The organism is Streptomyces sp. NL15-2K, from assembly GCF_030551255.1.
Lineage (GTDB): Bacteria > Actinomycetota > Actinomycetes > Streptomycetales > Streptomycetaceae > Streptomyces.
This window is the reverse complement of record NZ_CP130630.1, coordinates 3,943,356-3,970,260: the sequence shown is the minus strand read 5'-3', so window position 1 is coordinate 3,970,260 and position 26,905 is coordinate 3,943,356. Positions and strand designations below refer to the sequence as shown.

The window sequence follows — 26,905 nt, the reverse complement described above, 5'->3', positions numbered from 1 at the left end:
GCAACTCCCCAGTCCGCCTGCCTTTCGCACCGACCCGGCGCAAACGCAGGACAGCCCCGCCCCCTGCCCAAGGAACACCGCTTGACGTCTCCGCCCCGCCGCCCCACCGACAAACTCACGGTCGACGAGTTCTGCGACGACCTCCGCATCTCCCGCTCAACCTTCTACGACTGGCGAAAGAAGGGCACAGCCCCGCGCTGCATACGTATCCCCAACGGGGCTTTGCGCATCCGCCGCAGTGACTACGAGAACTGGCTGACCGACTGCGAGGACCACGCTTGAGCAACCGGTCCTACAAGGTCCGCTTCTACGACACGGAGATCTACAGGGGAAAGCGCAAGACCAGCTACACCGTCCGGTGGTCCGTCAACGGAAGGCGCCATGGCCAGAGTTACGCCACGAGCGCGCTCGCCGAATCCTTCCGCTCGACGCTGCGCGTAGCCGCGAACAACGGCGAACCGTTCGACATGGACACCGGCCTGCCGGTCTCACAAGCCACATCGGCCGCCGAGGTCACCAACTACGAATTCGCCCTCCAGCACGTCGACATGAAGTGGCCGCGCATCTCGGCCAACAACCGCAAGAACACCGCCAAGGCCCTCACCAAGGTCACCCTCGCATTGCTGCGCACCGAACTCCCGGACCGCTTCGACCCGATCGACGTACGCCGGGCCCTGGGCGAGTACGCCTTCAACAAGATCCGACGCGACGAGGCGCCGCCCGAGGTCCGCACTATCCTGTCGTGGATAGCCCGCAACTCCCTGCCGGTGACGGCTTGGGAGGACACCAAACGCGTCGACGCCGTCCTGCACGCGCTCGACACACTTCTGGACGGCAGCCCGGCCGCCGCCAGCTCCGTCAAGCGCGAGCAGCGGATCCTCAACGTGGCGATGAAGTACGCCGTCCGGCAGAAGCTCCTCACCGCCAACCCGCTCCCGAAGGGCAAGGAGGAGGGCGCCGCCCCCTAGGTGGCCGAGGCCGTCGACAAGCGATCGCTGCTCAATCCGGGTCAGGTCGCCCGCCTCCTGGCCTGGATCGCCGACCGCCCTCGCACCGGCCACCGCCTCCATGCCTTCTTCGCCACCTTGTACTACGCCGGTCTGCGGCCGGAGGAGGCCGTAGCCCTCCGCGTCAGCGCCGCCACACTGCCCGCCGAGGGCTGGGGCGAGCTGCTCGTCCACACCGCCGAGCCCGAGGTCGGCAGCCAGTGGACCGACGACGGCCGCGTCCATGAGACCCGCGACCTCAAGGGCCGCGCCGAGGGCGACACCCGCCCCGTCCCCGCCCACCCGGCACTCGTCGCTGTCCTCCGCGACCTGATCAAGAGGGACGGCCTCCAGCCGGGCGACCTCTTCTTCCCCGGCGAGAAGGGCGGGCTGCTGGCCGGATCGGTCTTCCGCCGCGCCTGGAACAAGGCCCGCAAGCCGGTCCTGCCGGAGCACGAATACGAGTCACCCGTGGGCAAGCGCGTCTACGACCAGCGCCACACCTGCCTGACCACCTGGCTCAACCACGGCATCCCACCCGCCCAGGTCGCCGAGTGGGCCGGCAACAGCGTCCCCGTCCTGCTCGCCACCTACGCCCGCTGCATCACGGGCCAGCTCGCCGAGCTCCAGCAGCGCATCGAAGGTCCCCAGCGACTGCCGGTGGGGCGGGCCCCGAGCATGCCGGTTCCCCCGCCTGGATCCACGTCCGCACCGCGTCGCCGGGCCTGACCCGGACCCAGGAGACGCACGGACCTCTGCCTCCGGCACCGGTGTTCACTCGGCGATGTCGACTCCGTATCCGCGTGCGAGGGCGTCGAGGCCGTGGTCGTAGCCCTGGCCGACGGCTCGAAGGCGCCAGACCGGGCCCCTGCGGTAGATCTCCGCGAGCAGCATGGTGCGTTCGGTGGTGGCGGCGTCCAGGGCTGCCCCGGGCGAGCGGTGCGCCGCTGCTGCCGGGGGCGGCACCGATCTGGATCGCACCGACCGTCCCGAAGGTGGCGGCGCGGTCGATGGCGGCGGCGACGACGACCTTGCGCGTCGCGGGTGGCAGGGAGGCCAGGTTGAGGGCGATGGTCTGTTCGGCCGGGCCGCCGGTGAGCAGTCGCACGGTTCCGGCGGGGCTCTCGGGAGCTCCGTAGAAGATGAAGTCCTCGTCGAAGGTGACCTGTTCGTCCTCGTCGAGGAGGAAGGCGACGACGTCGATCTCGTAGTCGGTCTGCGGGGCCCAGCCGACGGTGATGTACCACTCCGGCGCGGGTCTGCCGTGCGGCATGGGCAGGTCGATGACGCCCCCTCTCGGCATCACGTGCGGCTCCTGAGTCCGGAGCGTCGCAGCGACCGGGGCGGTGGCGGTCGGAGCGGCGAGCCAGTGGAGGTCGTGCACGGGGAGTTGGAGGTCGATGATGCGGCTCATGCGCCGGTCGCCCTGCCCTCCCTCCAGGAGTACGACGTCGGTGACGCTGGCGGACAGGTTGATTGCCGCGGACCCGCCCAGCTCGACGATGCGGGTACGGGCCGCCGCGGCATCGGCATGGACACCACCGAGCACCAGCACGCGACACCCCGCCAGAGGCTTGTCCAAGGTGCCGATGGAGGGCACCGGTTGGCGCGGAGCGGGTACCGGCATACCGGGGGCGGCCGTGGGGAGGGCCGCTGCTTCCGGGACGGATGCGGCAGAGGTCGTGGTGGGCGCCGACTCCACGGGTCCGACGACTGGTTCGGCTTCCGGCTCGGCCACCGGGGCGACAGCGACGGCCGTTGCCTCATGCTCTGTCCCCGGCCGTACGTCGGCCAGCAGCCGCAGGAAGGTGTGCTCGTCGATGACCGGCACGCCTTCGGCGAGGGCGCGTCGGGCCTTTGCCGAACCGGACGCCGGTTCATTGGTGACCAGCACGCTGGTGTGCCGGCTGACGGAGGCCATCATGTTCAGCCCGGCGGCAACCGCCCGCCCGACCAGCTCGGCCCGGGCATGGGCGGTCTCACCGGTGATCGCGACCTTCATCCCCTGCTGGAGAGGCCCGCCCGGAGTCAGGCGTCCCGGATTGCGGTAGGCGCAGGGAGTCTTCGGCGGATTCGGCGTGAACTGCGACTCCGCCCGGGGCGGGCAGGTCACCAGCGGCAAGGGCAGATCGAGCCGCGCTGCCTCGCGCAGCGACGCCCGCAGGATCCCGGCCAGCACACGGGTGTCGTCCAGCGCATCGTGCGCACGCTGCTGGGGGACGCCGTAATGGGCGGCGAGGGTGCCGAGCTTCATGTCGTCCGTCGGCGGATCCACCTGGCGATTCAGAGCCAGGGTGCACAGCCGCTGCGACACCGGCAGCCACATCCGCGCACGGGCGAACTCGTAGGCCAGGAAGTCGTAGTCGAACTGGGCGTTGTGGGCGACCAGGACCCGGTCCTGAAGCATCGCTCCGATCCGCCCGGCGATCTGGTCGAACGTCGGCGAACCCCGCAGTCGCTCGACGGTCAGCCCGTGCACCTCCACCGGTCCCGGATCGCAGCCCGGATTGAGCAGGGTCGAGAACTCCCCGGTCTGCTCGCCGTCCGGACCGATCGTGATCACCGCGACGGACAGCACACGGTCTCGCCGGGCCATGAGGCCCGACGTCTCCACATCAACCAAGGCCCAGTCGTAGGCGTAGTCGCCCATCGCGGGCACACCGAAGGAGGCGGAGACGAGACTCATGACGGCAAGGATGATCTGATATCCAGCCCTCCTTCAACCTGTATGGCGATTTGCCCTCATCTGAGGGGCGTGGCCGGGTGGTCGTCGCGCGTCGACCGCAGAGGGATTGCAGAGAGACCGCACCGAAACTTCGGGAAGTTTTCGGGAAGGACACCCGCCGAGGACCGGACGAAATTGTCTCCAGCCGGACACCCGCCGACTCCGCCCGAGGGCCCACCCGCACCCGCGAAGCTGCTCCGCCGAGCCCGATAAACAGCCTCTGACCAGCGAAAACGCCCTCCCGATGGGAGGGCGGAAAGAGGGCGCCCCCGGCAGGACTCGAACCTGCGGCCAAGCGCTTAGAAGGCGCCTGCTCTATCCACTGAGCTACGGGGGCCGGGTGTGGTGGCCTCTGTCTTGGGTGCCCGGGTGTGGGCCGATCCGTGACGTCGCCGGGGACAAGGATAGGGCTCCCGCATCCTGGTCCCTGTTGCTTCGCCTCCGTGGCTCGATGTGGAGGTTCGGTGAAGCGGTCCTGATAATCGCAGGCAGGTACGAATCGTGCACCGCTTTTGGCGTCTTGCGCATCGGGTGTTGTCCACTCGTTATGCCTGGACTGTGCCCGCGTCCCAGTCGTCCCTTCCGTCCGTTGTGTCCGGTCGGCGCGCAGACATGCTCATATGCTTCAAAATTCCCCTAAAATTGGGCATTCTTCGCATGTGGTGACCTTGGACGTACGGCCTCAGCTGCTCGACGCACTCTCCGCACTGCGCGACCGTGTCGCCGCCGCACGCTTCCCGCTGCCCCTGGCGGGGGCCCCACGCGCGCGTGCCAACCGCGACGAGCTGCTCGCCCAGCTCGACGACTACTTGGTGCCCCGGTTGAGGGAACCCGAAGCGCCCTTGCTGGCCGTCATCGGGGGTTCCACCGGGGCCGGGAAGTCGACACTGCTCAACTCCCTGGTGGGCCGGCGGGTGAGCGAGGCGGGCGTGCTGCGGCCGACCACACGGACCCCGGTGCTGGTATGCCATCCGGAGGACCATCACTGGTTCAGCGGGATGCGGGTGCTGCCCGACCTCACGCGCGTGTGGGTGCAACAACAGGATCGGACGGAGGAGCTCCTGCTGCCCGGCGAGGACCCCGCGCGGGTGCTGCGGGTCGAGACCGCCGACACCCTGCCACCGGGCCTCGCCCTCCTCGACGCGCCCGACGTCGACTGCCTCGTCGCCGACAACCGGGTCCTCGCCGCCGAGCTGATCTGCGCGGCCGACATCTGGGTCATGGTGACCACGGCCGCCCGGTACGCCGACGCCGTGCCCTGGCACCTGCTGCGCACCGCCAAGGAGTACGACGTCACCCTCGTCACCGTCCTCGACCGGGTGCCCCACCAGGTCGTCTCCGAGGTGTCGCGGCAGTACGGCGCCCTGCTCACCAAGGCCGGGCTCGGCGACGTACCCCGCTTCACCGTGCCCGAGCTGCCCGAGTCCGCCTGGGGCGGCGGGCTGCTGCCGGCCACCGCCGTGGCACCCCTGCGGACCTGGCTCCTCCAGCAGGCACAGGACCCGGCGGCCCGGCAGCACGCCCTGGCCCGTACGGCATACGGCGTCCTCGACTCGCTCAAGGCCCGGCTGCCCGAGCTGGCCAACGCCGCCGCCGCCCAGTACGCGGCCGCGCTCAGGCTCACCTCCGCCGTCGACGGGGCGTACGACAGCGAGTACGGGCGCCTACGGGGCCGGCTCCAGGCCGGTGCCGTGCTCGCCGGTGACGCCCTGAAGCGCTGGCGGGCCTTCCCGCTCGACTGCACCGCCGGAGAACTCCTCGACGCGCTCGTGGAGAGCCTGGGCGCGCTCCTGCTGTGCGCCGTCACCGCGGCCGACGAGCGCGTCGACGAGGCCTGGCGGCGGGAACCGGCGGCGGACGCCCCGGAGCTGGCCTGCCGCGATCCCTACTCGGGGAGCGCGGAGCACCGCATCGGGGTGGCGGTACGGCGGTGGCGGCGGGAGCTGGAGGAGTACGCCGAGGAGGAGGTGCGCTACGTCGACCGGAGCGTCGTACCCGACTCCGAGGTGGTCGCCGCCCTTGTCGCCACCGCGCTGCTGGGCGGGCGCCGGGCGCGGTCGGCCGGCGAGGGGCTCGCCGAGCGGATCGGTGCGCACGGCGCGCTGCGGCTGCGCGACCGCGGCGGGCGGCTGCTCGCCGACCACCTGGACCGGGTCATGCACACCGAACGCGAGCGCCGCCTCGCCCCCCTCGACGCCCTCGAAGTCCATGCCGAGCCCCAGGCCGAACTCATCGCCGCGCTGTCCGTACTGCTGAAGGAGAGATGACCGGTGACCGCCGTCACGGACCAGGACCACACGGAGCAAGCGGAGCAAGACAGGCGTCCTGAAGACATCGTCCCCGGGCAGGCCGTCGCCGAGGGTGACGTTTCCGTCGCCACCCAGGACAGCGGCGCGCACGAGGAGCTTGAGGAGCTTGAGGAGCTTGAGGAGCCTGAGGTGGCCGACGTACCCGAGGTACCGGAGAAGCGTGCGGAGGACCGCGACGCGCGCGCGGCGGACGTGGGGGATGACGACCGCCCCGCGCGTGCGAAGGACGGCGATGAACGCCTCGCGCGTGTGCAGAGCGATGACCGGCCCGCGCGGGTGCAGAGCGATGACCGGCCCGCGCGGGTGCAGAAGGAGGACCGCCACGCGCGGGTGCAGAAGGACGATCACCACGCGCGCGTGCAGAAGGACGATCACCACGCGCGCGTGCAGAAGGACGATCACCACGCGCGCGTGCAGAAAGACGACCGCCACACGCGCGTGCAGAACGAGGACGCCTCCGGTCGCACGGACACCGCTCGTTCCGATACTTCTGCTCGTCCCGACGCTTCTGCTCGTCTCGACACTTCCGCTCGTTCCGACACTTCCGCTCGTTCCGATACCTCCGCTCGTTCCGACACTTCTGCTTGTTCGGACACCTCCGCTCACACCGAGTCCCCCGCTCGTACCGACCCCGAGGACACCTGGGACGACGGGCTGATCGCACGGAGGGCCACCGAGGAGACCGCCGCGCAGCACGTCGCCGCGGTGGAGAACAGGGTGGAGACCAGGACGGGCGGTACCCAAGTAGTGCTCCCGCTCGCCTACGACGGCCCGCTGCGGTCACGCCTCGACGCGCTGCGCGAGCTGGTGGGGCTCTCCCGCACCCGGCTCGACAGCAGGACGCTCGCCGAGGCGGGCCGGGTCCTGGACGAGGCGGCGGCGCGGCGCAGGCTCTCCGGGCAGCACACGGTCGTCGCGATCGCGGGCGCGACCGGCAGCGGCAAGTCGCAGCTGTTCAACGCGCTCGCCGGAGTGGCGATCTCGGAGACGGGCGTACGACGGCCGACCACCGCCGCGCCCATCGCGTGCAGCTGGAGCGACGGGGCGGCGACCCTCATCGACCGGCTCGGCATCCCGGGACGGCTGCGGCGGCGCCCGATGCAGAGCCCCGAGGCGGAGGCGCAGCTGCGCGGGCTCGTCCTGGTCGACCTGCCCGACCACGACTCGGCCGCCGTGGAGCACCGCGAGCAGGTGGACCGCGTCCTGGCGCTGGTCGACGCGGTCATCTGGGTCGTCGACCCCGAGAAATACGCCGACGCCGTCCTGCACGAGCGCTATCTGCGGCCCATGGCGGGACACGCGGAGATCATGTTCATCGTCCTGAACCAGACCGACCGGCTGCCCGGGGAGGCCACCGAGCAGGTCCTCGACGACCTGCGGCGGCTGCTCGACGAGGACGGGATCGCGCTCGGCGAGCACGGCGAACCGGGCGCGACCGTGCTCGCGCTGTCCGCCCTCACCGGAGACGGGATCGGCGAACTGCGCGAGGCACTCGCCCAGTTCGTGGCGGAGCGCGGGGCGGCGGCCCGCCGGATCTCGGCCGATGTGGACAACGCCGCGTGGCGGCTGCGGCCCCTCTACGCCACAGGGCGCCGCGTGGGCCTCAGCGAGGAGGCGCGGGACGAGTTCGCCGCGCGGCTCGCGGACGCGGTGGGAGCCACCGCTGCGGGCGAGGCGGCCGAGCGGGCGTGGCTGCGCAACGCCAACCGCGCGTGCGGGACGCCCTGGCTGCGGCTGTGGCGGTGGTACCAGGACCGGTGCGAGCCCCCCACGGGGCGGCTGCCGCTGCGCGCCCCGGCGGACGAGGAGGCCACGGCCCGCCAACGGGTCGAGCACGCGGTGCGGACACTGTCCGACCGGGCCTCGGCGGGGCTGCCCGCGCCGTGGGCTCAGGCGGTGCGGGAGGCGGCCGTACGCGGCTCGCAGGGGCTGCCCGAGGCGCTGGACGAGCTGGCGGCGCGGGCGGGACTGCCGCCGGGCCGGCCGCCCCGGCCGGGCTGGTGGCCGGCGGCCGTCCTCGCCCAGGCGTCCATGACGATCCTTCAGGTCATCGGGGGCCTGTGGCTGTTGGGGCAGATCATCGGAGTCATGTCGCCGAACCTGGGCGTGCCGGTGCTGCTGATGCTGGCCGGGATCTGCGGCGGGCCGGTCGTCGAGTGGGGCTGCCGGATGGCGGCGCGCGGGCCCGCCCGGCGCTACGGCCTGGAGGCGGAGCGGCGGCTCAGAGAGGCGGCCGCCGGGTGCGGGCGGGCGCGGGTGCTGGATCCGGTGGCGGCGGAACTGCTGCGGTACCGGGAGGTCAGGGAACAGTACGGGCGGGTTGTGGGCGCGGGAGTGAGGTGATCCGGGGCGGGGGCCACCCGTCAGGGTGACGAAGTTTTCCACAGGCAGGCGGTGATCCACAGCGCTCAGCGGGCTCGGCCCGGCGGAGGCAGTCTGGCTTCACGGCGATCGCGACGGACGCGGTCGTCACGGTGATGACGGTGGGCGCAAGGCTCGCGGTCGTCACGGCAGACGCATCCGTACGGGACGGGCCCGTACGCGTATCCGCCCGACGTGAGCGCTCGGGTGAGGGAGGGGTTCGGGATGAACGAGACGAACGTCTGTGTAGTGGGCAACGTGGCGACGAAGCCGGTGTACCGGGAGCTGGCGTCGGGTGCCTCGGCGCGCTTCCGGCTGGCGGTGACCTCGCGTTACTGGGACCGGGAGAAGAGCACGTGGACGGACGGGCACACCAACTTCTTCACGGTGTGGGCCAACCGGCAGCTCGCCACGAACACCTCGGCATCGCTGGAGGTGGGCCAACCCGTGATCGTGCAGGGCAGGCTGAAGGTGCGCTCGGACGTCCGCGAGGGACAGAGCTGGACCTCGGCGGACATCGACGCGGTGGCGATCGGCCACGATCTCGCGCGCGGTACGTCGGCCTTCCTGCGTTCGGGCAGGCCGGAGACGCAGACCGCCGGCTCACCGCAGCAGCCCGAGCCCACTTGGGAGACGCCGCCTGCGGAGACACCGACGACGGAGGCGGACACTCAACAGGCGCAGGAAGCCGTCGCGGTGACGTGACGTCAGGTCCTGAGCGCACCGAAGTGCCTGAAGTGCGGCTTATCGGCGAATGCGTTCCGAACGATTCGGTGGATTTGTCGATAAGCCCAGCTCGCGGGCGATCTTGGCGATAACGATTCCGAGTCGGATCGGTCGTCCGACGGGATCACTGGGAGCCGTGGTGCGCCGCGTCCCTAGGATGCCCAACGTGGCCCATGGGGCCGAAGATTCTGCTGGTGGGACCGTGCCCCCACGTCAACGGGTCCTGCTCGAAGGGGAATTCTGTGTTTGCTGCGTTCTCTGCGCTGTCGATGCGCAGGCGAGGGGCGGCCCGCCTCGCCGCCGCCACGTTGGTGTCCGGGCTCGTCGCCGCCGGTGTGCTGGCCGGTGCCGGTGCGGCCACCGCGGACGAGACGGCGCAGAACCCGGGCGGGGCGACCGCCACCATGAGCGGCCTGAAGACGTACGGCGACGCCGTGATACACGACGCCGCCGGCGACCTGAAGGTGCCGGCGGGCCTGTTCGAGATGTCCGTCGAGGGCGGCGGCACCCTGCAGACGTACTGCGTCGATCTCCACAACCCCGCGCAGCGGGACGCCAAGTACAACGAGACGCCGTGGAGCGGCACCTCGCTCGGCGCCAACAAGGACGCGGGCAAGATCCGTTGGATTCTGCAGAACTCCTATCCGCAGGTCAACGACCTCGCGGCGTTGGGCCTCGCGGCGGGCGTGGGCGGCGGGCTCACCGAGCAGGACGCGGCGGCCGGCACCCAGGTGGCCATCTGGCGCTACTCGGACGGCGCGGACGTCGACGCAGTCGACCCGCAGGCCGAGAAGCTCGCGGACTACCTGCGGAAGAGCGCCCGCGATCTGGCGGAGCCCGAGGCGTCCCTGACCCTGGACCCGCCCGCGGTCTCCGGTCGCCCCGGTGAGCGGCTCGGCCCGGTGACAGTGCACACCAACGCCGCCGGCGTGACGGTGACGCCGCCGGCGGATGCGGCCACGAGTGGAGTGCGCATCGTCGACAAGGACGGCGCGGCGGTCACGTCCGCGGTCCATGGCGGCCAGGTGTTCTTCGAGGTGCCCGAGGACGCGGCCAACGGTTCGTCCGACCTGACCGTGCAGGCCTCCACGACCGTCCCGGTCGGTCGCGCCTTCGCTTCCCAGGGCCGCAGCCAGACACAGATCCTGGCAGGCTCCAGCGAGTCGACCGTCTCGGCGACGGCGAGCGGGACCTGGGCGAAGAAGGGCGCCATACCCGCACTGTCCGCGGTGCGGAACTGCGCCAAGGGCGGCCTGGACATCACCGCGGCCAACAAGGGCGACGAGGCGTTCACCTTCGCGCTGCTGGGCGTCGAGCACAGCATCGCGGCGGGCGTGTCACGGACGGTGACGATCCCGCTCCAGGAGGACCAGGCGTACGACTTCACGATCACGGTGCCGGGCGGCTTCGAGAAGCGGTTCACCGGCGTCCTCGACTGCCGGACGCAGGGCAGCGAGACCGGCGCCTCGACCCAGACGCTCAGCGAGCCCAGCCCCGCCACGGTGGGCAGCCCCGCCACCGACGTGAACCTCGCCGCGACCGGCGGTTCCAGCGCGACCCCGATCATCGCGGGCGTCGCCATCGCCCTCGTAGTGATCGGCGGCGCGGCCCTGGTCGTGGTCGGCAGGAAGGACACCGGCGCATGACGGAAACGAGCGGTACGGCTCCTTGCCAACTCAACAGAGAGTGACGGCGTGGTGACCCGCGGGTGCACCTCTTATTGAGCCTTTTCCCGGCGTCGGGTCCTATGGCCGGGAAGGTGCACCGGTTTGCGCCAGGGCCGCGGCCGGCAGCGCCTGCGCCGACTCGCGCATGAGGGTTGCGGCCTCCAGCCGTGACACAGCTGCGATGTCGACCATCCAGACCCAGGCCTCGATTCCGCAGCCGGCGCGAATGGCGACAGCGAGTCGTCTGCGGTCGATGTGCGGATGCGACTCGGCCAGCGGTGCCAGGGCGTCCTCGAACCATGTGATGGCCCTGCCTTGCCGCAGCGCCGGGCGGGCCTCGCGCGGCGTCTGTGGTTCCTGATCCAGGGACAGCCGCAGGGCGGCTCGCAGTTGCGGCTCCCACTTGCGCAGGATCTCCGTCTGCTCGGCCATGACCAGGTCGAGGCGGGGGTGGACGTCATCGGGTGCGTCCTGGTCGAGCAGGCTGGGCCGGTCGATCGTCGGGATCGCGGCCAGGAGCAGCTGTCTCTGGTTCGGGAAGTAGCGGTAGGCCGTGGTGCGGGAGATGCCGGCGGCGTCGGCCGACTGTTCCACCGTCGGGGTGTGTCCGCTCTCCAGCAGGGACCGGGCGGCCTCGACGAGGGCGTCGCGTGTGCGCTGCTTCTGCCGGATCCGTCCTGACCCCGGCCCGGCGCCCCGCGCACGGACACCGCGTTGGGGCCCGCAACCTCCTGAACAACGCTCGCCGTCCCCCAGGGGCAGCACGTCCCCCTGGTGTTCGATCGCGCTCAAGCCACCGCCACCGACAGCGAAGCTCCAGGTCAGAGGCCCCCCGCCATACGCGTTTCCCCCCAGGGGTAGCGTTCAGGCAAGATGGGCTGTATCTGCCCACTGCCAGATTTCAAGCTGCCGGACGGTTTCTCTTGGCTGAGTTCATTTACACCATGCGCAAGGCGCGTAAGGCGCACGGCGACAAGGTGATCCTCGACGACGTGACGACGAGCTTCCTCCCGGGGGCGAAGATCGGCGTCGTCGGCCCGAACGGCGCCGGCAAGTCGACGATCCTGAAGATCATGGCGGGTATCGAGCAGCCGTCGAACGGTGACGCCTTCCTCACCCCGGGTTACAGCGTGGGCATCCTTCTCCAGGAGCCTCCGCTGACCGAGGACAAGACCGTCCTGGAGAACGTCCAGGAGGGTGTCGCCGAGATCAAGGGCAAGCTCGACCGGTTCAACGAGATCGCCGAGCAGATGGCCACCGATTACTCGGACGCGCTGCTGGAGGAGATGGGCAAGCTCCAGGAGGAGCTCGACCACGCCGAGGCCTGGGACCTGGACGCCCAGCTGGAGCAGGCCATGGACGCGCTGGGCTGCCCGCCCGGCGACTGGCCCGTGACCAACCTCTCCGGTGGTGAGAAGCGCCGCGTCGCCCTGTGCAAGCTCCTTCTCGAGCAGCCCGACCTGCTGCTGCTCGACGAGCCCACCAACCACCTCGACGCCGAGTCCGTGAACTGGCTCGAGCAGCACCTGGCCAAGTACCCCGGCACCGTCGTAGCCGTCACCCACGACCGGTACTTCCTCGACAACGTCGCTCAGTGGATCTGTGAGGTCGACCGCGGCCGCCTCTTCCCCTACGAGGGCAACTACTCCAAGTACCTGGAGACCAAGGCCGCCCGACTCAAGGTCGAGGGCCAGAAGGACGCCAAGCGGCAGAAGCGGCTCAAGGAAGAGCTGGAGTGGGTGCGGTCGAACGCCAAGGGGCGGCAGGCCAAGTCCAAGGCACGCCTCGCCCGGTACGAGGAGATGGCGGCCGAGGCCGACAAGATGCGGAAGCTGGACTTCGAGGAGATCCAGATCCCGCCGGGGCCCCGGCTGGGCAGCATCGTCGTCGAGGTCAACAACCTCAGCAAGGGCTTCGGGGAGAAGGTGCTCATCGACGACCTCTCCTTCACGCTGCCGCGCAACGGCATCGTGGGCATCATCGGCCCGAACGGCGCCGGCAAGACGACCCTGTTCAAGATGATCCAGGGCTTCGAGGAGCCTGACTCCGGCAGCATCAAGGTCGGCGACACCGTCAAGATCTCCTACGTCGACCAGAGCCGCGAGAACATCGACCCGAAGAAGACCCTGTGGGCCGTGGTCTCGGACGAGCTCGACTACATCAACGTCGGGCAGGTGGAGATGCCCTCGCGGGCCTATGTCTCCGCCTTCGGCTTCAAGGGCCCGGACCAGCAGAAGCCGGCCGGCGTCCTGTCCGGCGGTGAGCGCAACCGCCTCAACCTGGCGCTCACCCTCAAGCAGGGCGGCAACCTGCTGCTCCTCGACGAGCCGACCAACGACCTGGACGTCGAGACGCTGTCGTCGCTGGAGAACGCTCTGCTGGAGTTCCCCGGGTGCGCCGTGGTCGTCTCCCACGACCGGTGGTTCCTCGACCGTGTCGCCACGCACATCCTCGCCTACGAGGGCGAGTCCAAGTGGTTCTGGTTCGAGGGCAACTTCGAGTCGTACGAGAAGAACAAGATCGAGCGGCTCGGGCCGGACGCCGCGCGTCCGCACCGCGCCACCTACAAGAAGCTGACCCGGGGCTGATCTTGCGGCACATCTACCGCTGCCCGCTGCGCTGGGCGGACATGGACGCATACGGCCACGTCAACAACGTGGTCTTCCTCCGCTACCTGGAGGAAGCCCGTATCGACTTCCTGTTCCGCCCGGACAAGGATTTCCAGCAGGGGTCCGTGGTGGCGCGCCATGAGATCGACTACAAGCGGCAGCTCGTGCACCGGCACACCCCCGTGGACATCGAGCTGTGGGTAACCCGGATCAGGGCGGCCTCCTTCACGCTCACCTACGAGGTCAAGGACCCGGACCAGGTCTACGTCCGGGCCTCGACGGTGATAGTGCCGTTCGACTTCGAGTCGCAGCGGCCGCGCCGGATCACGGCGGAGGAACGCGAGTTCCTGGAGGAGTACATGGACGACGCGGTCGATGCGGCCGACGCGGCCGACGGGGCCGAGGACTCCGACGAGGAGGAGGCCGCCGCCGCATGACGGTGCTCCACCTCGCCGACGAGGGGGAGGCGGCGGATCTCGCGGCCTTCCTCTCCCGGCTGCTCCACTACGACCGTGGAGCCGCGGTGCGCCTCCAGGCGGCCGGCACCGCGCTCGCCGTCTTCGGACGGCCGCCGTCCTTCGAGGTGCTGGCGATCCGCGCGGCACGGCTCGGCAAGCCGTACGAGAACGGGCTGGACGTCACGCTGGATGTGACCGTGTCCGCGGGGGAGCTGCTGGAGTCCCTCGACGAGGCGGCGGGCACGGCCGTCGTCCCGGCCGCGGTCACCGGGCCGCCGTGGGCCGGGGTGCTGCCGCCGCGCGGTGGCTGGCGGCCCGAGCCCGGACTGCCGGCGCCGGACGCGCTGCGTGCGATGGTCGCCGCGGCGGTCGGTGAATTCCGGTCCCGTACACAGGAGTTGGCGCCCGAGCAGCGTACGAGGGCCGAGCTCGACCGGATCGGGCGGGAGATCTGGTCCCGGACGGTGGGCGCCACCGAGCTGCCGGTGCGGGCCGTGCACGCGGCCCAGTCGTTGGGGTTCCTGCGGGTGGCGGGGGCCGTGGGCGAGGAGGAGCTGGGGCTCTTCTCGTCGGGGGCGTGGCTGAGGTTGCGGACGCCGTACGGGTCGATCGCCGTACGGCGAGGGGGACTCGGGGCGTTGGGCGTCAGCGTGCGCTGAGCCCTTGGGGGACGGGGTCACACCGGCGGTTTCCGGTCAGTCCTGTTCGCTGTCGTCGGGCCAGACGCCGATGTGGTCGGTCTCCAGTTCCAGTGCCACGCGGTCGCGCATGCCCAGGGCCTGGGTGTAGTCGGCGGGGAGCTGAAGGCGGCCCGCGCGGTCGAGCATGGCGTACTCACGGGCCACCACCGTCTCGTGGCCGGTCGCCGCGTCGACCTCGCTGCGGCGCAGGACCTCCGTGGACGTGCGGCCGTCGTGGATGGCCACCGTGCGGCGGACCTCGCCGGCGACCGCCTGGTCGTGCGTGACGATGACGATGGTGGTGCCCAGCTGCTCGTTCGCGGTGCGGAAGGCGGCGAAGACCTGTTCCGCGGTGTGGGAGTCGAGTTCGCCGGTGGGTTCGTCGGCGAGCAGGACCGCGGGGTTGTTGGCGAGGGCCACGGCGATGGCGACGCGTTGTTGCTGGCCGCCGGACATCTGGTGGGGGCGGCGGTCGCGGCAGTCCCCTGCCTCCAGCAACTCCAGGAGCTCCAGGGCGCGTTCGGCGTGGGTGCGGCGGGCCTTGCGGGTGCGGGTACGAGTGCCGGTTCGGCCGGACAGTTGCATCGGGAGGGCGATGTTCTGGGCGGCGGTCAGGTAGGGGAGGAGGTTGCGGGCGGTCTGCTGCCAGACGAAGCCGACGACTTCGCGACGGTAGGCGAGGCGGTCCTTGGCGGTCATCGTGAGCAGGTCGCGGCCGGCGACGCGGGCGGCGCCGGCGGTGGGGGTGTCGAGGCCGGCGAGGATGTTCATGAGCGTGGACTTGCCGCTGCCGGAGGCGCCGACGAGGGCCATGAGTTCGCCCTCACGGACGAGGAGGTCGAGGCCTTGGAGGGCTTGGACTTCTATGCCGTCCGTGGTGAAGATGCGGACGAGGCGGTCGCAGGTAATGAGGGCGTCGTGGCCGTAGGTGGGGCGGGTGCGGGCCGTTTTTGCCCGGTGGGCCAGGTCGGTGAGGGTGGGGTCGGCCGTCATCTGGGGTCTCCTGAGCGGGGGGTCGTTCGACAGTGGCCCGGGGTGGGGACTGGGCGGGATCGGCGTCCGCCGGGTGCGTGGATCGGCTGCCCGCAGTTACGGCCAGGGCTCATCGCGCATCACCCGCCCTCAGCTCCTTCACCGACCCCCTCCGCCCCGACCACCACGCCTGCCCCACCGCAACCCCCACCGCCAGCAGCAGGACCGAGAGTGCCGGTACCGCCAGGGAGAGGGCGTCCGTGTGCAGCTCGGTCTCTCCCGGAGGGGGTTGCGTCGAGGCCAGGGCGATGGTGGTCAGGTCGACGCCGGGGGAGAGGAGGCGGATCGTGGCCCAGCCGGTCAGGGCGCCGCCCGCTGCGGCCAGGAAGGCCTGGGGGAGGGACTCCAGGATCAGCAGGCGGCGGCCCTGGGCGCGGGTGAGGCCCATGGTGCGGAGGCGGGCCAGCAGGGCGATGCGTTCGGGGGCGGTGCGCAGGAGGGCGAGGAGGAGGGCCAGGACGGCGTAGCCGGCGCCGGCCGCCACCGCGGCGGCGTAGACGCGCTCGGCACCTGACTGGAGGGGGGAGTCGACGTACCCGGCGCGCTCCTCGGCCCGCAGCCGCACGTGCCCCGACTCGCCCGCCGCACTGCGCAGCGCCCCCGCGTCCAAGTGGTCGCCGGTCACGAGCAGGGCAGTCGGGCGGGCGGCGGCGTCGCTCAGCCCGGCGCGGTCCACGACCAGGAAGTCGGCGCCCGTGACCGCCGGGGTCCGGTCCCGGACGAGGGCGATCCGGACGGTGACCGTGGTGCCGTCCTCCAGGCGCACCGGGAAGGGCCGGGTGCCGTACGTCCGGGCGGTGGACGGAGAGGCCAGGGCGGGGAGCGGCACTTCCTGACGCGTCCCTGCGCCGGTCTCACCCGCTGAGCCGGTCTCACCCGCGGAGCCGGTCTCACCCGCGGAGCCGGTCTCACCCGCTGAGCCGGTCCCACCCGCAGAACCGGTCCCACCCGCAGGGTCGGTCTCACCTCCAGGGCCGGTCTCACCCGCTGAGCCGGTCCCACCCGCTGAGCCGGTCTCACCCGCTGAGCCGGTCCCACCCGCGGACTTCCCCGCGGCCGGATCCCTCAACTCTCCCTCCCCGAAAGCCCCGAGCCCCGTCCGCCCCGCCAACGCCGCGTACGCGCCGGGGTCCACGCCCACCATCGGTACCGTCTGCTCGCCCGCGTCCGGCCTCGCCTGATACGTGATGCTCGCCTCGGCCAGGTCGCGCACGCCGGGGGCGCGGCGGACGCGGTCGGGGAGGGCGGCCGGGAGCGGGGCGGTCGATTCGATGCGGGCGTCGGCGCCGACCGCGAGGAGGGCCGCGTGGTCACGGGCCTCCCGCACGCCCGCCAGGACCGAACCGCCGAAGGCCGCGCTGGTCAGGGCGGTGAGCAGCGCCAGCAGGGGGAGTACCGCGGAGGCGGACGTACGGCCCGCGCGGGCCAGGGAGAGGTGGCCCAGGATGCCCCGCAGACGGCCGGCCGGGCGGGCCAGCGCGCGCAACGGGAGCGGGTAGAGGCGGACCAGGACCAGCGCGGCGATCACCCCGACCAGGACGGGCGCCAGCGCGGCCAGTTGGTCTCCGGCGGAGTCCGACGTGCCGCGCCGGCGCAGGGTCTCGACCGCGCCGGCGCCCAGCACGACGAGGGTGAGCTCCGCGACCGTACGGCGCCGGGACGGACGTACGGACACTACGTCCTCGCGGCCGCCGTGGACGCGTACCACCCGGTGGGCGGCAGCGGCCCGCAGGGGCAGGACGGCGCAGGCGACGGCCGTGACCGTGGCGGCCGCCGCGATCGCGGGGACGGCGCGGGCGCCGGGGAGCGCCAGCAGGGCCGCCGCGAGGCCGAACGCGCCGGCGGGCAGGGCGACCACCGCCGTCTCGGCGAGCAGCCGCCCCGCCACACCGCGCAGGGAGGCCCCTCGGGCGCGCAGCAGGGCGAGTTCGGTGCGGCGGCGGTCGGCGGCGAGACCGCCCGCCATCAGCAGCACGACGGCGGCGACCGCGCCGGTGCCGAACGCGGCGACGGCGACGAGCGGTTGGACACCCTCGCGCAGGCGGCCGTAGGAGGCGAGGACCTCGTCGAGGTCGGTGTTGACGTTCGTGAGCGGGTCGGTCGCAGCGCGGGCCCGGCTCAGTCCCGGGCCGGATTCCAGGGAGGCGATCGTGGAGCGGAGTTCCTCCAGGTCGTGGGCGTGCAGCGCGTCGGCTGCGGGCGCCAGCTGCCAGTACCGCCAGGGGCTGCCGGTCGTGCCCAGCATGGCCGGGGCCGCCTCGGAGGGCAGCAGCAGGGCGCCGAGCCAGTACCGGTCCGCCTCCGAGGACGGACCGGGCAGGCGGACCAGGCTGGGGGTACGCAGGAGGGGCTGGGTCGACCAGTAGGCGCCGGCCGGGTCGCGCGGGGTGACGATCGCGGTGACGCGGACGGCGAGCGGGGCGCGTTCCACGCCGGGTACGTGGATCACCGAACCGACCTTGATGCGCAGGCTCTCGGCCGTCTCGGCGCTGACTGCGGCCTCCACCTCGGCCGTCGCCGCGGTGACCGGGTCGGCCGCGCGCGGAAGGCGTCCCGTGCGCACGTCCGCGTGGTCGGCCAGGCCCTGCTGGGCCACGAGGGAGACCTGCGCGGGCAGACCGGTGGGCCTCGGGAGCCAGGGGTCCGTCGCGGGCAGGTCCCGGGTGGTACGCACGCCGTACGCCGACTGGGCGCGGTCGGCGACCAGCGGCCGTTCGACGGTGGCGAGGGCCCGGGCGTACTGCCGGGACAGGGGGCCGGGGCGCAGGGCGTCCTCCCGTTGGGCCTGCGTCAGGCCGAGGTCGGGCAGCGTGGCGGCGAGTTCGACGCCGATCTGCTCGGGGCGGGCCTGGTCGAGGGCCCGGCGCAGGCCGGCGTCCTCGTACCGGTCGACGGCCCGCGGGAACGCGGCGGCCAGGCACGCGGTCAGCGCCACCAGCAGGGCGAGGGCACATGCCGCGCCGGGGGCGGACCGCAGCCGCGTGCGCACCCAGGAAGCCAGGACCGGATTCACCGCACTCGCCCTCCCGTCACTGGCCCTGCCGCTGCTCGCTCTCCCGCCACCGGCCCTGCCGCCACCGGCCCTGCCGCCACTGGCCCTGCCGCCACTGGCCCTCCCGCTTCTCGCCCTCCCGTTCGCCTCACGCGCGCCTCCGTTCGCGTCACCGGCCCTCGCGCCCGCCTTCCTCGCGTCACCGGCCTTCGCGTCACCGGCCCTCGCGCCCGCCTCCCTCGCGTCACCGGCCTTCGCGTCACCGGCCCTCGCGCCCGCCTCCCTCGCGTCACCGGCCTTCGCGTCACCGGCCCTCGCGCCCGCCTCCCTCGCGTCACCGGCCCTCGCGTCACCGGCCTTCGCGTCACCGGCCTTTGCGTGACCGGCCCTCCCGTCCGCCTCGCTCGCGTGACTCGCCCTCCCCTTCGCCTCGCCCGCACCGCCGTCCGCGTCACTCGCCCTCCTGCTCGCGCAGCGACGTCACCGGATCGGCCCGGCGCAGTGCGAGCGCCGCCGTGACGAGCACCGGGGTGATGGCCACGGCCGCCAGCAGGACCGTCACGTCGGGGACGGGCAACTCGACCAGCACCCGCGGGACCGGCTGCGCGGCCTCGGAGGTCAGCACGATCAGCGGGACCACGGCCCGCGTCAGCACGGTGCCCAGGGCTGCGCCCACCAGCAGCGCCAGCGCCAGCAGAACGCCCTGCTCGACGGCGATCGTGCGGGCCAGCCGGCGGCGCGGGGCACCCAGGGCGCGCAGGACGGCGAACTCGGCGCCCCGCTCCCGCAGGGAGCCCGCCGCGCTCACCGCGAAGCCGACCGCGGCCAGCGCCGCCGCCACCCCGGCAGCCGCCGTGAACGCGGCCTCGGGGCCCGCGCCGAACGGGTCGTCGCGCAACTGCTCGGCGATCTCGTCCCGCACCACGACCTGCGCCGGATCCATGTCGGGCCGCGCCCGCAGGGCGGCCGCCACGTCGGCCGCCTCGCCCGGCGCCGTCCCCAGCCACCATTCGGTGGGCGTGACGCTCGTGCCGTACCGCGCCTGAATCACCCGGTTCACGGCCCGCAGATCGACCAGCAGGGCCCCGCCGTCGGCACCGGATCCGGCCGCGGTCGTGGCCGGCAGCGCCCGCACCGAGTCCACGATCCGCACCGGTACGGTCCCGCCGCCGAACGGCACGTCCACGCGCTGCCCGGCACGGGCGCCCGCCGAGGACAGGAAGCGGTCGGTCGCGACGGCCGTGACCTCGGGCGGCGCGGGCTGCGCGACCCGCAGCCGCACCGTCAACGACGAGATGACCCAGGTCTCCTCGCGCGGGACGTACCCCGTGCCGTACTCGACCGTCGGCGACCCGGACGACATGCTCACGCGGGGTTTGGTCGGTTTCGTGCGCTCGTCCGGCGACGACACCTCCCCGTCGCTGTGCACGGTGGCCTTCCAGGCGTCGGGCAGGGGCAGCCGCCGTACCGTCCCGTCGGCGTCCGTGGCGGTCAACTCCTCGATCGTGAGCCGGTGTCGCTCCGCGCGGTCGATCGGCCGGGTCATGACGAGTTGCAGGTCGGTGAGGGTCAGCGGGCCCGGCGAGGCGGGCAGGTCCAGCGTGTGTCCGCGGCCGTCGGCGGGGAGTTCGCCCGCCGGCACCCGGTAGGGAGTGCCGAAGCGGTCCTCCAGGGTGGCCGTCACGTCCGCCGTCGTGCCGGATCCCGAACTGTCCAGGCTCGCCGTCAGCCGCAGCCGGGCGGTGTCCGCCGGGACCTTCGCGCCCGCCGTCGCCCCCTTGGGGCCCAGCCCCGCCAGCAGCGGCCGTACCGGCTCGGACGCCAGGTCGGAGCGCATCAGCACGTCGTCCGCCGCGTGCGCGGTGTCCAGCGCCAGCACCGTCGCGGTCCGGTTGCCGGACAGCGGCAGCTCCGCACGCACCGCGGGGGCGACCTGCCGTACGTGCGGGACGGCCGCGTACTCCTCGGTGCGGCCGGGCCCGCCGTCCCCGGCGGCCAGGACGCGCACCGGCACCCCGGCCCGGAAGTCGGCCTGGTCGTCCTGCGAGCGGTCCCAGGAGGCGCCCTGCCCGATCGCCAGCATGCCGAGCGCGACGGCCAGGACCAGCAGCAGCACCGGGCCCGCGCCGCGCATCGGGCGGCGGGCGATCTGCCAGCCCGCCAGCGCCGCGGTCAGCCCGCGCCCGCCGGCCGCCCGGCGTTCGGCGAGCCGCGCCACCGGCGGCAGCAGCCGCAGCGTCAGCACCGTCCCCGCCAGCAGCGCGAGCGCGGGCGCCGCCACCAGCAGTGGATCGATGCCGAGAGCGCCCGACCGGTCCCCGGTGACGGCGCCGGACGTCTGCCGGTCGAGCTGCCAGTACGCGACACCGGCCACCGCCAGCAGCCCGAGGTCCGCACCGGAGCGCACCGCGTCGGGCAGCGCCCGGGCCCGGCCGGAGGTGAAGGAGTCGGCGGAGGAGGTCAGCGCGGGCAGCGTCACCGCCAGCGCGCAGCCCAGCGCCACGCCCGCCGCCACCAGCCACACCCCGACGCGCCCGCCGGCCGGCACGTCCAGGTGCAGCCCGATCCGGGACAGCGGCCCCTGCCCGGCCAGCAGCCGGGTCAGCGGACCCGCGAGCAGCGGGGCGCAGAGCACCGAGGGGACGGCCAGCAGCAGCGCCTCCAGGGCGGCGAGCCCCGCGATCCGGCGGCGGGAGGCGCCGCGGGCCCGCAGCAGCCGGGTCTCGCCCGTGCGTTCGGTACTCAGCAGCCGGGCCACCAGCAGCAGGGCACAGGCGGCGAGCAGCACCAGCTGGAGGGCGACGATCAGCAGCGTGGAGCGGGAGACGAGCAGCGAGCGGTCGACGCGGTCGAGGACCTCGGGCAGCGCGGTGCTCGCGGCCGTGGTGCCGCTGAGCGCCGGCTGCTCGCGCAACGCCGCGTTCCCGGCGCGGGCCGCCTCGCGCAGGGTGTCGATCCCCTCGGTCGTCAGCGTCGAGAAGTCGGCGGACGCGAGCCAGGCGGAGGGTCCGGCGCTCACCTTTGCGCCGGTCACGACGCCGGGATCGGTCAGGAGCGGGCCGTACGTCGTGAAGTCGAGCTTGCTGATGCCCCGGCCGCGCAGATCGTCGAGTTGCCAGTACGGCGCGTCCGTCCGGGCGGGCCGGTACAGGCCGGTGACCGTGACGGGCACCTTCGGCCCGCTGAGCCGGTCGGTGAGGGTGAGACGGGCGCCGGGCTCCAGGCCGAGGCGCTGGGCGGCGGTCTGCGGGAGGGCCACCTCGACGCCCCGTTCCGCCGGGCCGGGTAACCGCCCGGCGACGAGCCGCACCTGCGACCGGTCCAGAGCGGCGAAGTGGGTCAGGTCCGGGTCGCCGGACCGCTCGGCGGGCGGTTGCAGGGAGCGGGGCAGCGCGTACGGACCCGACCGCATCAGGGCCCGCACGGTCACCGGCAGCCCGTCGAAGGTCTTCCGGGCCCCGTTGCGTACGGCGGTGTCGGCGGCCTTGCGACCGTCCGCGGGCACGTCGGCCTTGACGATCAGCGCGGTGTCGGCGGCGTTGCGGGCATCGCCCAGGGAGTGGCGCAGGGCGGCGTCGCCGATCGCGCCGGAGTAGGCGGCGAGGGTCGCCAGGACCGCCGTGGTCAGCAGGACGGTGAGCAGTGCGGCGGCGAGCAGCAGGCGATGCGCCCGTGCGCGCAGGAGGACGAACCTCGCGGCTCCGCCTAACCCCGTCACCCGGCCCCCCGCCGTTTCCCCGCCGCGGTCCCCCGCTGTTGTCCAGACCTCCGCGTGATGCTGTCAGATGTTGTCAGAGGGCGCGGGCCCCGGGTAAGCGCTTGTGGACCGTACTTGACCGGATTGTGACCGGGATCAGTCGGGGGTGTTCACCATCGAGGCCGCCGCGTACGTCAGGTAGCTCCACAGTGTGTGCTCGTGCTCCTCGGACAGGCCGAGGGAGTCGACGGCGTCCCGCATGTGCTTCAGCCAGGCGTCGTGCGCCTCGCGGTTCACGGTGAAGGGGGCGTGGCGCATGCGCAGGCGCGGGTGGCCGCGGTTGTCGCTGTACGTCGTCGGGCCGCCCCAGTACTGGATCAGGAAGAGCGTGAGGCGCTCCTCGGCCGGGCCCAGGTCCTCCTCGGGGTACATGGGCCGCAGGACCGGGTCCTCGGCGACTCCCTCGTAGAAACGGTGGACCAGGCGACGGAAGGTCTCCTCCCCGCCGACCTGCTCGTAGAAGGTCTGCTCCTGAAGCGTGCCGCGCCGAATCTCTTTCACGTCACCCATGGTCTCAGACGGGGTGACCGAGGACTCAAGGCTTAGGACCACCCCGTATCGGCCGGCCGCGGCGCTCGCCTCGCGCCGCGTCGCGCAGGACAGTGGAGACATGAGCGCGCACGCACTCAATAAGCATGGCAAGCACGGTCACGATAAGGACGACATGGACGACGAGGGCCTCGCCGACCTCGCCGCATCGGCGCGGGCGTCGCTGGTGCGGGAGATCGACGCGAGCGGGGCCTGGGCCTCCGACCCGGTGTGGCGGGAGGTCTTCGCGGCGGTCCCGCGCCACCTCTTCGTGCCCTACTACTACGTCGGTGTCGCGGGCGGCTACGAGCGCCGCTGGTGCGAGAACCCCGACCCGGACGCCCGCGAGCGCTGGGTGCGCGGCGCGTACGCCGACGTGCCGTTGGCCACGCGGCTGCGCGACGGCGAACTGGTCTCCTCCAGCAGCCAGCCCTCGCTGATGGCGATGATGCTGGCCGAGCTGCGGGTGGAGGACGGGAACAGAGTCCTGGAGATCGGCGCGGGCACGGGGTACAACGCGGCCCTTCTGGCCCATCGGCTCGGCGACGACGACCTGGTCACCACCGTCGACCTGGAACCGGAGATCACCGAGGCGGCGCGGCAGCACTTGGCCGCCGCCGGCTACCACCCCGTCGTCGTCACCGGCGACGGAGCGCGCGGAGTGCCCGAGCGCGCCCCCTTCGACCGGATCATCGCGACCTGCACCCTGTCGTCGATCCCGCACGCCTGGCCGGCCCAGTGCCGCCCCGGCGCCCGGATCCTGACCCCGCTCGCCACGGGCCTGGTCGCCCTCACCGTGCGGGACATCGAGCATGCCGAGGGGCGCTTCCTGCACACGCCCGCCTACTTCGTCCCACTGCGCGGCGACGTCCCGCCCGAGCCGGAACGGGCCCCGCTGGGCGGGGTGCCGCGCCGGGCCAGGGAGCACGAACTCTTCCGGTTCCTGCTGTCCCTGACCCGCGGCAGCCTCGATCCGCAGGAGGCGTACACGCTGTGGGAGCGCGAGGGGCAGCCGCAGCGCGAGCGGTACGGCATCACGGTCAGCGGCGCCCACGAGTGGGCGTGGCTGGACGATCCGGAGGGGCCGTACGCCTGGCCCCTCACCTGAATCCGCCCCGCCGGGGGTCAGCCCCTGCGAATCGTGATCGTCGTCCAGGCGCCGACGTGCACCCGGTCGCCGTCCTGCAACGGCACCGGCACGAAGGGCTGGATCGGCTCCTCCCCGCCGTTGACGGTCGTGCCGTTGGTTGAGTTCTGGTCGACGACCGCCCAGGTACCGTCCGGCTGCTGCACGAGCACCGCGTGCTGGTGCGAGACGCCCGGGTCCTCCGGCGGCACCGACAGATCGATGTCGGGGGTGTCACCGGTGGAGTGGCGGCGGCGGCCGATGGTGACCTGGTTGCCGCTGAGCGTGCGCTGCTGCTCGGGCGAGTACGCGGGCAGGTTCAGACCCGCGGCCTCCGGGCCGGAGCGCTGCATCATCGCCATGAAGTAGTCGCGGTCCGGGCCGATGGTCGCCGTCCAGGTCGACGGCTGCTGCGGGTAGCCGGGGCCGGGCGCGGGCGGGGCCTGCGTCGAGCCGGGCTGCGGGTAGCCGTAGCCACCGCCCTGGCCGGGACCGCCGGGACCGCCTGGGCCACCCGGGCCGCCGGGACCGTTCGGGCCGGGGCCGCCCGGCGGGGAGATCACCCAGTCGTCGCCACCGCCGCCGAAGGACGGACCGCCCTGCTGCGGCCGGTTGGGCTCCGGCGGGGCCCAAGGCGGGGCCCCCGGTCCGGGCGGGCCGCCGGGACCGGGCTGCTGGAACGCCTGAGGAGCCTGGGGCGGACCTCCATGGCCACCGGGACCACCAGGACCACCGTGACCTCCGGGACCACCTGGCCCACCGTGGCCTCCGGGGCCACCAGGCCCACCGGGACCGGGCGGCGGCGGAACCGGCCGCGACGGATCGCCGCCGTAGGGCCCGGGACCACCCGGACCACCCGGACCGGGCCCGGGACCACCCGGACCGGGCCCGGGCCCACCCGGACCACCCTGACCGCCAGGCCCATAGCCGGGACCGCCAGGTCCACCGGGACCACCAGGCCCCTGCGGGCCGCCGAACGGCGGGCCCGGCGGGATCGGCTCGGCGGGCCGGTTCATCTGCGAGGGGCGGGAACCCTGGTACTCGTACGAGTCACCGCCGCCGTACGACGGCCCGGGCGGCTGCTGCTGGAAGCGCACGTCCGGGCTGGGGCCGGGCCCCGGCTGGGGCGGCGCGGCCGGCGTGTAGGACGTGGCCGTGTTGGTCAGGAAGTTCCACCGGCACTCCTCGCAGAACGGCGCGCCGCCCTCACGGGGCGTACGGCACTGCGGGCAGAGCTCGGGCTCGGGGTTCATGTGCGGCGGACGGCCACCGGGCTGACCACCAGGGCCACCGGGGCCGCCGGGACCGGGACCGCCGGGCGGCGGGAAGCCGTAACCCCCGCCCGGAGGCGGCGGCGGAGGGGGCGGAGGCACGGTTCCGGCCATGCGGTGACCGCACACCTCGCACCAGTCGTCGGAACCCGACTGGTGTCCGTTCGGGCAGGTCGGCATGTCGGCGCTTCCCCCTCTCCTTTTCCGGCCGGTTCGACCGGATTTCTCCAACCCCGAGGGGTCAGGCTCGCTGCTTTCCAGGGTTTCTCTGGGGTTCCAGGGTCCTGCTACGTCTACTTCTTTACACGAACAGTCTTTGTCGACCGTGTCTCGAGAGTCATCTCATCGGCCTCCTCGACCTTCGCCTTCAGTCGCACAGTACCTGTCGCGGCATCGACCACGTCCACCACCTTCGCAAGCAGTTTCGCAGTATCCGCGTTTCCCGAGGCGCTCGCGAGCTGAACGGCCCGGCCCAGTTTGGCCGTTGCTCCGTCCATATCTCCGGCTTTGCGCAGATCGAGCCCTTGCTGGATGGCTTGGGCCAGTTCGGCCTGCCCGGTGTAGTGGGCGACTTGAGGGTTGATCGACGTGGACGCGACCATGTCGTCGGTCCACACGGCCCGTACGAGACCCTGGGCGCCCAGGGGTTGGGCGGTGCCGTCGGACTGCGGGACGACCAGGGAGACCCGGGCCGCCAGCATCTCCTGGCCGACGTTCGCGGCCGGGACCTCGACGCACACGTGGTAGTCACGGGACTCGTCTCCCCAGGAGCCGGTGGGGTAGTCCCCGGCGCGCGGGCCGGCCTCGGTGCGGCGGTCGGTCAACTCCTCGACGGTAGGGGCGACCTGCTTGACGAATTTCACAGTCGTGCCCACCGGCGTCCACAGCCTGAGGGCGACGTCCGCGACCTCCTTGCCCATGGCCGTCTCCATCATCCGCGTGAAGTCGGCGGCCAGGCCCGCCGGATCGGCGACGATGTCGGCGGTGCCGAGCAGCGCGGAGGCGATCCCTGTGACTTCTTTCACTTCCCAGTCGGTGCCCACGCCACGCGCGTCACACGTGAAGCGGCCGGCGCAGGCGTCCAGGGACGCCTTCAGGTCCTCGGCCGACTCGTGTTCGTTGCGGCCGTCGGTGAGCAGGATGCCGTGCCGGATGGCGACGTCCGCCGAGGACAGCAGCCGGTCGGCCAGCTTGAGCCAGGTGCCGATGGCCGTACCGCCGCCCGCGCTGAGCTTGCGCAGGGCATGCTTGGCCTGGTCGCGGGTGGTGGCGCCGGCGACGGCGAGACGGCCGCCGCCCGGATAGACCTCCTTGGCGAGGTGCGTGCCGCCGATCACCGCGAAGTGCACGCCGTCGCGCAGGGTGTCGATGGCGGCGGACGTCGCGTCCCGGGCGTTGCGCATCTTGGTCGGCGGGTAGTCCATCGACCCCGAGCAGTCGACCATGATCGCCACGGCCGCGGACGGTCCCTGCCCCGGCGAGTAGAGGTGGGGTGCCGCGACCGCGCTGCCGACCGTGCCGCCGCCGGTGGCGGTCACCGTGACGATCGAGTTGACCTCGCGCCCGCCCTCGGGCAGGTACTCGTTCTGGTACACGTCCACCGAGAACTGCGGCACGTTCGACTTAGAGAAATTGGCCATGCCTACTCAAATCCCCCTCGAAGACCCCGCCGAGGCGA

The 26,905-nt window shown here is 72.6% G+C and carries 19 protein-coding genes, 1 tRNA gene and 1 pseudogene; 12 read left to right on the top strand and 9 right to left on the bottom strand.

Translation table 11 applies throughout. The features are described 5' to 3' along the window. Positions 1–81: 81 nt before the first annotated feature. From Q4V64_RS17480 to Q4V64_RS17470, 3 genes are read left to right on the top strand one after another with little or no spacing between them, the layout of a single operon-like run. A complete protein-coding gene (locus Q4V64_RS17480) occupies positions 82–282 on the top strand; it encodes a helix-turn-helix domain-containing protein (RefSeq protein WP_124442202.1) in 201 nt (66 codons plus the stop codon). Further along, positions 279–968 (top strand): hypothetical protein, encoded by a 690-nt coding sequence (locus tag Q4V64_RS17475; RefSeq protein WP_253267159.1) that lies wholly within the window; start codon positions 279–281, stop codon positions 966–968. The genes Q4V64_RS17480 and Q4V64_RS17475 overlap by 4 nt, the downstream gene beginning before the upstream one ends. Next, the gene (locus Q4V64_RS17470; RefSeq protein ID WP_253267160.1) at positions 969–1,715 is read left to right on the top strand and encodes a tyrosine-type recombinase/integrase; all 747 of its coding nucleotides are present in this window, start codon (positions 969–971) and stop codon (positions 1,713–1,715) included. It abuts the gene before it with no gap. 45 nt (positions 1,716–1,760) lie between these two features. Here Q4V64_RS17470 and Q4V64_RS17465 read toward each other — a convergent pair. Beyond that, a pseudogene (locus Q4V64_RS17465) lies at positions 1,761–3,672 on the bottom strand (TerD family protein). Between the two features lie 303 nt (positions 3,673–3,975). Continuing rightward, positions 3,976–4,048: transfer RNA gene (locus tag Q4V64_RS17460), tRNA-Arg, on the bottom strand. A gap of 322 nt (positions 4,049–4,370) precedes the next feature. Between Q4V64_RS17460 and Q4V64_RS17455 the strand changes: the two genes are divergently transcribed. The 4 genes from Q4V64_RS17455 (at position 4,371) to Q4V64_RS17440 (ending at position 10,753) form a co-directional block, all read left to right on the top strand. Continuing rightward, complete coding sequence (locus Q4V64_RS17455) at positions 4,371–5,978, top strand: dynamin family protein (protein WP_124442203.1); 1,608 nt, start codon at positions 4,371–4,373, stop codon at positions 5,976–5,978. Positions 5,979–5,981: 3 nt separating this feature from the next. Then, a complete protein-coding gene (locus tag Q4V64_RS17450; protein ID WP_253267161.1) occupies positions 5,982–8,363 on the top strand; it encodes a GTPase in 2,382 nt (793 codons plus the stop codon). Positions 8,364–8,606: 243 nt separating this feature from the next. Next, a complete protein-coding gene (locus Q4V64_RS17445) occupies positions 8,607–9,086 on the top strand; it encodes a single-stranded DNA-binding protein (protein WP_124442204.1) in 480 nt (159 codons plus the stop codon). A 290-nt stretch (positions 9,087–9,376) separates the two neighbouring features. Beyond that, positions 9,377–10,753 carry a Cys-Gln thioester bond-forming surface protein gene (locus tag Q4V64_RS17440; protein WP_124442247.1) on the top strand — a complete coding sequence of 459 codons (1,377 nt, stop codon included), beginning with the start codon at positions 9,377–9,379 and terminating at the stop codon, positions 10,751–10,753. A gap of 99 nt (positions 10,754–10,852) precedes the next feature. Here the strand turns inward: Q4V64_RS17440 and Q4V64_RS17435 are convergent, their stop codons facing one another. Further along, positions 10,853–11,566: a TetR/AcrR family transcriptional regulator gene (locus Q4V64_RS17435; RefSeq protein WP_216377656.1), complete on the bottom strand. Its 714-nt coding sequence runs from the start codon at positions 11,564–11,566 to the stop codon at positions 10,853–10,855. 131 nt (positions 11,567–11,697) lie between these two features. Between Q4V64_RS17435 and ettA the strand changes: the two genes are divergently transcribed. Genes ettA through Q4V64_RS17420 form a run of 3 tightly spaced genes read left to right on the top strand, consistent with a single transcriptional unit; the run spans position 11,698 to position 14,500 of the window. Continuing rightward, entirely contained in the window at positions 11,698–13,362 is a 1,665-nt protein-coding gene (ettA, locus tag Q4V64_RS17430; RefSeq protein ID WP_124442205.1) for an energy-dependent translational throttle protein EttA, read from the top strand. Positions 13,363–13,364: 2 nt separating this feature from the next. Continuing rightward, positions 13,365–13,820, top strand: coding sequence for a thioesterase family protein (locus tag Q4V64_RS17425; protein WP_253267162.1), 456 nt, complete (start codon positions 13,365–13,367; stop codon positions 13,818–13,820). Then, on the top strand, positions 13,817–14,500 hold the full coding sequence (locus Q4V64_RS17420) for a hypothetical protein (RefSeq protein ID WP_124442206.1): 684 nt from the start codon (positions 13,817–13,819) through the stop codon (positions 14,498–14,500). The genes Q4V64_RS17425 and Q4V64_RS17420 overlap by 4 nt, the downstream gene beginning before the upstream one ends. A 36-nt stretch (positions 14,501–14,536) precedes the next feature. Here the strand turns inward: Q4V64_RS17420 and Q4V64_RS17415 are convergent, their stop codons facing one another. Continuing rightward, complete coding sequence (locus tag Q4V64_RS17415) at positions 14,537–15,514, bottom strand: ABC transporter ATP-binding protein (RefSeq protein WP_124442207.1); 978 nt, start codon at positions 15,512–15,514, stop codon at positions 14,537–14,539. A 109-nt stretch (positions 15,515–15,623) separates the two neighbouring features. Beyond that, positions 15,624–18,566, bottom strand: a complete 2,943-nt coding sequence (locus tag Q4V64_RS17410) for an FtsX-like permease family protein (protein WP_124442208.1) — start codon at positions 18,564–18,566, stop codon at positions 15,624–15,626. Between Q4V64_RS17410 and Q4V64_RS17405 the strand changes: the two genes are divergently transcribed. Next, positions 18,535–18,927 carry a hypothetical protein gene (locus tag Q4V64_RS17405; RefSeq protein WP_303710412.1) on the top strand — a complete coding sequence of 131 codons (393 nt, stop codon included), beginning with the start codon at positions 18,535–18,537 and terminating at the stop codon, positions 18,925–18,927. The genes Q4V64_RS17410 and Q4V64_RS17405 overlap by 32 nt on opposite strands. A 69-nt stretch (positions 18,928–18,996) precedes the next feature. Here Q4V64_RS17405 and Q4V64_RS17400 read toward each other — a convergent pair whose 3' ends face one another. Both Q4V64_RS17400 and Q4V64_RS17395 read right to left on the bottom strand, forming a co-directional pair. Further along, a complete protein-coding gene (locus Q4V64_RS17400) occupies positions 18,997–22,263 on the bottom strand; it encodes an FtsX-like permease family protein (protein WP_124442210.1) in 3,267 nt (1,088 codons plus the stop codon). Positions 22,264–22,398: 135 nt separating this feature from the next. Next, positions 22,399–22,812 (bottom strand): globin, encoded by a 414-nt coding sequence (locus Q4V64_RS17395; protein ID WP_095756084.1) that lies wholly within the window; start codon positions 22,810–22,812, stop codon positions 22,399–22,401. A gap of 154 nt (positions 22,813–22,966) precedes the next feature. Here Q4V64_RS17395 and Q4V64_RS17390 point away from each other — a divergent pair, with 154 nt between their 5' ends. Beyond that, on the top strand, positions 22,967–23,938 hold the full coding sequence (locus tag Q4V64_RS17390; protein ID WP_124442250.1) for a methyltransferase domain-containing protein: 972 nt from the start codon (positions 22,967–22,969) through the stop codon (positions 23,936–23,938). 17 nt (positions 23,939–23,955) lie between these two features. Here Q4V64_RS17390 and Q4V64_RS55035 read toward each other — a convergent pair whose 3' ends face one another. Further along, entirely contained in the window at positions 23,956–25,407 is a 1,452-nt protein-coding gene (locus tag Q4V64_RS55035) for an FHA domain-containing protein (RefSeq protein WP_124442211.1), read from the bottom strand. 113 nt (positions 25,408–25,520) lie between these two features. Continuing rightward, complete coding sequence (locus Q4V64_RS17375) at positions 25,521–26,867, bottom strand: VWA domain-containing protein (RefSeq protein WP_124442212.1); 1,347 nt, start codon at positions 26,865–26,867, stop codon at positions 25,521–25,523. Between the last annotated feature and the right edge of the window lie 38 nt (positions 26,868–26,905).

Coding starts and splice junctions, on each gene's coding strand:
- Q4V64_RS17445 (WP_124442204.1), top strand. CDS start 8,607: ATGAACGAGACGAACGTCTGTGTAGTGGGCAACGTGGCGACGAAGCCG.
- Q4V64_RS17440 (WP_124442247.1), top strand. CDS start 9,377: ATGCGCAGGCGAGGGGCGGCCCGCCTCGCCGCCGCCACGTTGGTGTCC.
- Q4V64_RS17420 (WP_124442206.1), top strand. CDS start 13,817: ATGACGGTGCTCCACCTCGCCGACGAGGGGGAGGCGGCGGATCTCGCG.
- Q4V64_RS17415 (WP_124442207.1), bottom strand. CDS start 15,514: ATGACGGCCGACCCCACCCTCACCGACCTGGCCCACCGGGCAAAAACG.
- Q4V64_RS17395 (WP_095756084.1), bottom strand. CDS start 22,812: ATGGGTGACGTGAAAGAGATTCGGCGCGGCACGCTTCAGGAGCAGACC.
- Q4V64_RS17390 (WP_124442250.1), top strand. CDS start 22,967: ATGGACGACGAGGGCCTCGCCGACCTCGCCGCATCGGCGCGGGCGTCG.
- Q4V64_RS55035 (WP_124442211.1), bottom strand. CDS start 25,407: ATGCCGACCTGCCCGAACGGACACCAGTCGGGTTCCGACGACTGGTGC.
- Q4V64_RS17375 (WP_124442212.1), bottom strand. CDS start 26,867: ATGGCCAATTTCTCTAAGTCGAACGTGCCGCAGTTCTCGGTGGACGTG.